At 46.1% G+C, this 6,773-nt stretch carries 7 protein-coding genes; all 7 read right to left on the bottom strand.

The features are described from left to right. A partial coding sequence (locus BZG80_RS12985; protein ID WP_158011556.1) for an ABC transporter permease occupies positions 1-410 on the bottom strand: 410 nt, incomplete at its 3' end. Further along, on the bottom strand, positions 407-943 hold the full coding sequence (gene rfbC / locus BZG80_RS12980; RefSeq protein ID WP_077679543.1) for a dTDP-4-dehydrorhamnose 3,5-epimerase: 537 nt from the start codon (positions 941-943) through the stop codon (positions 407-409). The genes BZG80_RS12985 and rfbC, both read right to left, overlap by 4 nt. Positions 944-1,010: 67 nt before the next feature. Then, the gene (rfbA, locus tag BZG80_RS12975) at positions 1,011-1,898 is read right to left on the bottom strand and encodes a glucose-1-phosphate thymidylyltransferase RfbA (protein ID WP_077679542.1); all 888 of its coding nucleotides are present in this window, start codon (positions 1,896-1,898) and stop codon (positions 1,011-1,013) included. Position 1,899: 1 nt separating this feature from the next. Continuing rightward, a complete protein-coding gene (gene rfbD, locus BZG80_RS12970) occupies positions 1,900-2,808 on the bottom strand; it encodes a dTDP-4-dehydrorhamnose reductase (protein WP_077679541.1) in 909 nt (302 codons plus the stop codon). Positions 2,809-2,811: 3 nt separating this feature from the next. Next, complete coding sequence (gene rfbB, locus BZG80_RS12965; protein ID WP_077679540.1) at positions 2,812-3,891, bottom strand: dTDP-glucose 4,6-dehydratase; 1,080 nt, start codon at positions 3,889-3,891, stop codon at positions 2,812-2,814. 285 nt (positions 3,892-4,176) lie between these two features. Next, positions 4,177-5,760 (bottom strand): hypothetical protein, encoded by a 1,584-nt coding sequence (locus BZG80_RS12960; RefSeq protein WP_077679539.1) that lies wholly within the window; start codon positions 5,758-5,760, stop codon positions 4,177-4,179. Positions 5,761-5,808: 48 nt separating this feature from the next. Next, positions 5,809-6,768, bottom strand: coding sequence for a glycosyltransferase family 2 protein (locus tag BZG80_RS12955; RefSeq protein ID WP_158011555.1), 960 nt, complete (start codon positions 6,766-6,768; stop codon positions 5,809-5,811). Positions 6,769-6,773: the final 5 nt, after the last annotated feature.

Genomic DNA, 6,773 nt, shown 5'->3' with positions numbered 1-6,773 from the left:
CCTTTTAACACTGCATAAGCAATGCAAAGAGTAACCCCCGTGATAAAGCCAACAAAAGCAGTTAGTACTGTGTTTATAGGAAGAATCTCAACGGGAAAAACGACTTTTTTAACCAGGTTAATATTGTTTAAAATTACACTACTGGAGGTCGTCATCACTTCTGATATAAATATATGGCACAGTAAACCAACAAATAACATAAGCGCATAATCGGCCTGCTCTGCATTCTCTAAGTGCCATTTTGCTTTGAATACGACAACAAAAACTGTTGAGTATACGAGCAACATAAAGATTGGCGTTATGATTGTCCAAAGAAAGCCAAATAATGTCCCTTTATACTTCATTGCAAGCTCTCGACGCACTAACGTGTTGAGCAATAGGCTGTTTTTTTTGAAAGAAGAAAACATCATTTAATATCTTTAAATTTCATGCCCATTTTATCTTTGGCTGATAGAATAGCTTGACCTTCCAGTTGCCAGTCGATATTAAGATCTTGATCATTCCACTGAATACAAGCTTCATGCTTGGGTGCGTAATAGTCTGTTGTTTTGTAGAGCAGTTCAGCCACATCGGACAAAACACTAAATCCATGGGCTAAACCTGCAGGTACCCATAGTTGACGCTTGTTTTCAGCACTGAGTTCAGCCGTTACGACCTCGCCAAACGTGGGAGACTCAGGACGTATGTCAACGGCAACATCAAGCACTTTACCGAGTGCACAACGCACCAGTTTCCCTTGTGCATGAGCGGTTTGAAAGTGTAATCCACGTACCACATTTTTAATGGAACGAGAGTGATTGTCTTGTACAAAGGTGACGGTTTGGCCGATTGCTTGCTCAAACTGCTTATGATTAAAGCTCTCAAAAAAGAAACCTCTATCGTCGCCAAACACTTTTGGTTCGATTAGGAATACATCGGCAATTTTTGTTGGTGTTGCGTTCATGCTTACTCCATATACCCTCACCGAGGCTTTATCTTAACCACCGTGAGGGCATTCTTTATAATGTGTTTTATTCGCCTTCAAGCAGATTGAGCAAATATTGACCATAGCCGTTTTTTGCAAGTGGTTTAGCACAACGCTCAAGCTGCTTTGCATCAATGAAGCCTTTGCGATAAGCAATTTCTTCTGGGCAAGCCACTTTCAACCCCTGACGGTGTTCGATGGTTTGGATAAAGTTTGTCGCCTCGATTAAGCTTTCATGAGTACCGGTATCTAACCACGCATAGCCACGGCCCATTCTTGCAACGGATAGTTCATCACATTCAAGATAAACACGGTTTAAGTCGGTAATTTCTAGCTCGCCGCGATGTGACGGGGTAAGTTGCTTGGCTCGTTCGACTGCTTTTTCGTCATAGAAGTACAAACCTGTTACCGCATAGTTGCTTTGTGGTGTTGTTGGTTTTTCTTCCAGTGAGCGGGCAGTCCCGGTTTCATCAAAAGCGACGACGCCATAGCGCTCTGGATCATGCACGTGGTAAGCAAAAACCGTGGCGCCCTCTGTTTTTTGATTCGCAGTGCTTAACAATGTTTGCAACGAATGGCCGTAAAATATGTTATCGCCTAAGATCAGCGCACTGGGGGCGCCATCAAGAAAATCTTCTGCAATAATCAGCGCTTGCGCTAGCCCGTCAGGCGATGCTTGTACTGCGTATTCAAGTTTTATGCCCCATTGGCTGCCGTCGCCGAGCAATTGCTCGAATCTGGGCGTATCTTGCGGGGTGCTGATCACTAAGATTTCATCAATGCCCGCGAGCATTAGGGTGCTTAGCGGATAGTAAATCATCGGCTTGTCGTAAATGGGCAGCAGTTGCTTGCTCACAGCGAGCGTCACTGGATAAAGGCGAGTGCCTGATCCACCCGCGAGGATAATCCCACGGCGTTTTTTTTGTGCTTTCATACTAGACTTCAATAAGTTCTTTTATCATTCGCTCAACCCCGCACTGCCATGTGGGCAAGGTTAAACCAAAACTTTGTTCAAATTTCGACACATCCAGTCGAGAATTATGAGGGCGAGCGGCAGCTGTCGGGTAATGAGAGCTAGGGACGGGTTCGACAGTTTCAACCGTCAGATCAATACCTTGTTTCCGCGCGATGTCAAAGACGAAATTCGCGTAGTGATACCAACTGGTATACGCTTTGGCTACCAAGTGGTAAATGCCTACTATGCTTTCTTCACTACCAGTTTGAGATAAGCTGTATGCTTTTCTGATGGCATGGGCGGTACAATCGGCGAGCAGTTCTGCACTAGTTGGCGCGCCAATTTGATCGTCAACGATGCTCAGTTCACGCCGCGATTTGGCTAACGTTAGCATAGTTTTAGCAAAGTTGTTGCCCCGGTTGGCATACACCCAGCTGGTACGAAAAATAAGATACCGCGAGCAATAGCGTTGGATCACCTGCTCTGACATTTGCTTAGTCTCACCATAAACATTGATCGGCGATGTGGGCGTGGTTTCGTCACGCGCAGTGTCTCCGGCACCGTCATAAACGTAGTCGGTGGAGTAGTGAATGAGCCATGCCTGGTGTCGCTCGGCCGCTTTTGCTAATGCCAGCACGCTATGGGTGTTAATTTGAAACGCGGTTTCTTGATCAGTTTCGGCTTTATCAACCGCCGTATAAGCCGCCGCGTTGACGATCACATCGGGCTTAATCGCTTCGACGGTACGAACGAGGCCATTCGGATCAAGAAAATCCCCTTCATATTCGGGGTGGTCACGCCCCACGCAAAATAGGTCACCTAAGTAACTAAGTGAACGCTGTAGCTCCCAGCCTACTTGTCCATCGGTACCAAAAAGCAATATCCGCATAGTTTACTGCTCCCCATACTGCTTTTCGACCCATTGGCGATATTCACCCGATTGAATCGCCTCGACCCACTCTTGGTTGTTAAGATACCAGCGCACCGTTTTTTCAATGCCAGATTGGAAGGTTTCTTGCGGGCGCCAACCAAGCTCTTTTTCTATTTTGCTAGCATCGATCGCGTAGCGGCGATCGTGGCCTGGCCGGTCTTTAACAAAAGTAATTTGCTCACGGTACGGCGTGCTTTGGGGGCGCAGGGTATCAAGCAAGTCGCAAATGGTTTCAACCACGTCGAGGTTGGTTTTTTCGTTGTGGCCGCCAATGTTGTAGGTTTCTCCGGCTTTACCACTTTCAACGACAGTAAGCAGGGCTCTGGCGTGATCTTTGACGTAGAGCCAGTCGCGAATTTGATCGCCGAGGCCGTAAACAGGGATCGGCTTACCGTTTATGGCGTTCAGTATCACCAGTGGGATCAGTTTTTCTGGGAAATGATACGGCCCGTAATTGTTGGAGCAGTTGGTAATCAGGGTCGGCAAGCCGTAGGTTCTCGCCCACGCGGTAACGAGGTGATCGCTGGATGCCTTAGACGCAGAGTAAGGGCTACTCGGTTTGTAGGCTGTTTTTTCGGTGAACATGGGCAGTTTACCCTGACGATGCTCGCTGGGGTGTGGGAGGTCGCCATACACTTCGTCCGTCGAGATATGGTGAAACCTAAACCCTTCTTTACGCTCTAATGGAAGTGCTTGCCAATAGCTTTTTACCACGTCAAGGAGTGTGTACGTACCGATAATGTTGGTTTCAATAAAGGCGGAAGGTCCGTCGATTGAGCGATCAACATGGCTTTCTGCTGCGAGGTGCATGACTGCATCCGGTTGATGCGTCTGAAATACACGTTCTAACTCAGGACGATTGCATATATCCGCTTTTTCAAAACAGTAACGTGGAGAGGACGCAGCTTCTTCAACTGACGCGAGGTTACCTGCGTAAGTAAGCTTATCAAGGTTAATGACCTCATGGTTCGTCTCCGCGATAAGGTAGCGGATCAATGCCGAGCCTATAAAGCCCGCCCCACCTGTAATCAGTATTTTCACAGTAATTCCTTGCGTTTAGTCATACTTCAGTAGAGTCACAATGCGTGGCTAGCGGCTTGGCTTCCGCGACTCCATCATTTGACAATATCATCTCTGCATTTAGWGGCGTCCAATAATACCGAGTCATTTTATTGAAATAAAGACACCTTGGAACAACAAAGCGCCCCTCCCCGATTAGTTCACGGGGAGGGGCGACGGTATCATTGATATTGGATTGTTATTTAGTCAGTCATCTATCGGGCTTTTACTCGCAGTCAAGGCCTGACAGTCGTTCACCATACGCATCTAGTCTGTTGCACTAAGCACTTTGAGTGGCTGTACCCGTAGTTCTGAAAGAGCCTCCGCACGCTCAAACTCAGTATGCAACAACGCCATACCATCGTTATTTGGATCGAGACTTGCTTGAGGGTCAGCCGTGGCGATACCTCGCACGTCGATCTTTCCAGAGAAGAAAAACTCTGATGCATCACGATCACTCGAGCTGAACAATGACACTTTCGACTTTTGCAGGTTATCGTTAACAAACAGATCGAAACCAGTAAATGTCAACAACGGCAGCGTAGATTGAGGCTTAGAGTATATAACTTGCCGTATTTGTCCTCCAAAGCCATCTTCAAGTAGCAAAAAGCTTCGCTGAATGTCCCAACTTCCCTCTCCACCACTGGCATAGCTTCTCAGGCACGCACCTGTTTCACTGCTACCACATGAGACAATTTCGGTATCAGTCCGGTACGGAATATCAAGATTTTGTAACCATGTTGAGTAATCGATACCTGTACTCACATCTTTGGGCTTATCGGTGAACTCTATTCCCCACCCATCGACGACACCACTACCACTGATATAGTAATTTGTTCCACCTATTTTGTGCGCATAACCATAGTAACCATCACGATCATTCGGCAACGCCTGCCAAAATAGCGGCTCTCCTCCACTCTCGATAGAGAGAGAAACATTGTCTAACCTTCCGTTGCCAGCCAAGGGAGCATACCAATAATTGGTACCATCGCGATAATCATCACCAATTTCGTTCATTTCTAACGGCTTGCTGGTGATATCTCTAAGATCCAATAAGCGATAGGCATTAATTTGTCGATATTTATCTTTTTGGATAGAGTCGTCCACGTTCTCGGGCGTGTCTGACTCTAGACGCTCGTAGCGTACGGCTAAACTCTGTTTATTGTCTAACTTTGCCTCAACATTAATGGGAGACGTTGCCCAAAAAGTGTCATAACGAGAGTTGATACCAAACACCTGACCACTTGAGTCTCCTCCGTCTTCAAGTGTTTGTTTTATGTCCCTGAGGTTAGGAAAATCCTGGCCGGTCGTTATACAACTCCCCTCTCCTCGCTGTGGCTGAAAGTCACTGAAGCGCATATTATTTGACAGTAAAGATTTGTGGTAAGAGACGCTGTCAAGAAACTTGATGCCGCCCGGCCTGATTACACTTTCGTAAATAGTGAGATAACCATCACTAGGTATTTTACTTTTGTTGATCTGCAATGTGCCTGAATTAGACCACGACGACGATCCAGCAGAGTATGTTTCTAGCAGTTGGCCCTGAGCACTATGCACCGCAACTCTTAGCCGTGTGTTCTTAACTTTATTAGCATGTACCCACTCGCGATAATCAACTTCAGGTTCAGCGTCGGGGTCATAGTTTGGATCGCTGGGATCAACGTTTTCATAATAAATTTTTTCGTCATAGATGTCACAGCGGGTGCTATCTTTCTCGGTCTCGGTGACGTAGAAGCTAGCAAAATCGATGGTATATTTAGGGGTCGGTTTAGAGCCACCACCGTCATCGCCTCCCCCACATCCTGCGAGGGCTAACGGTAAGAGTAAAGAAAGGTATAGTCGTTTATCCATGATGTTCTCAATCGCTTGGTTTTTTGATCGCATAACGCAAAATGTGACTTACTTACAAGTGAATAGCAAGTAGGTAAGCAGCACAATGCGAGCTTTAACGTGACTGCGGTTCAATCTTTTACTGATCCATGCTTTCAATCGCTGTTTACGCGACAGGTGCTTTAGGTCGCTGAGTAGCGTCAGCTGGTTGAGGGCATTGGGATCAAGCTGATGACTGAAATAGGCTTTAAATGCATTTGCTTGTATCACGACTTTGTCCACGCTGAAACAAAAGTCTTGATAGTGTTGACGTATCTGTAATAGACGATGAGGTTTGGCACCGATGCTATTATTTTTGTGTTGACGGTATTGGATTAAAGGGCGCTCAATCAGTTTTAGGCTACCGAATTGCTTGGCGACCAGTGCCAACCACCAGTCATGCATGTATGCCGATTCTGGAATCGGTAAGGCCTTGTCGAGTAAAGGGCGGTTAAAAATCGCGGTACACCCAGACACTGTATTTTGTTGTAACAGCTGATTAAATGTGTTTCCCCAATTGATGGGGATTTTTTTGTAGGCGAAATACGAGTTATTGATCACGTTCAGCTTAGAATCAACAATACAAAGATCTGAATACACAAGAAGAGGCTGCGCTGAATTCAGTGTTTTGATGTACTGATAACTGGTTACGATTTTATCAGGAAACCAGATGTCGTCTTGGTCACTCAGCATCACAAATGGGGCCGACGTTAAGGCTAACCCCCGGGCAAAGTTTTGGCTTGGGCCAAGGCTTCCCTCATTCGATTGATGTAACTCGATTTTATCATCATTGACGGCAAGTTTCTGGATGATAGTGATCGTGTTATCGGTTGAACCATCATCCATCACAATGATCCTGTTAACCAAGTGACTGTAGCCATGGTTACGTTGGATTGATTGGATTTGTGCCTCGATGTATTCTTGTCCATTGTAGGAGGCTAATACAATATCGATAGGCCAACCAGGCGCTGAAAGTGGCTTTTTGTTCACTTTTC

It is taken from the genome of Salinivibrio sp. MA440 (genome assembly GCF_001996265.1).
In the GTDB taxonomy this organism is placed as follows: Bacteria; Pseudomonadota; Gammaproteobacteria; order Enterobacterales; family Vibrionaceae; genus Salinivibrio; species Salinivibrio costicola.
The sequence above is the reverse complement of the archived record's forward strand: the minus strand, read 5'-3'. Positions and strand labels throughout refer to the sequence as shown.

Bases quoted from the DNA above. Each gene is read 5' to 3' on its own strand.
- rfbC (WP_077679543.1), bottom strand. From the start codon at position 943: ATGAACGCAACACCAACAAAAATTGCCGATGTATTCCTAATCGAACCA.
- rfbA (WP_077679542.1), bottom strand. From the start codon at position 1,898: ATGAAAGCACAAAAAAAACGCCGTGGGATTATCCTCGCGGGTGGATCA.
- rfbD (WP_077679541.1), bottom strand. From the start codon at position 2,808: ATGCGGATATTGCTTTTTGGTACCGATGGACAAGTAGGCTGGGAGCTA.
- BZG80_RS12960 (WP_077679539.1), bottom strand. From the start codon at position 5,760: ATGGATAAACGACTATACCTTTCTTTACTCTTACCGTTAGCCCTCGCA.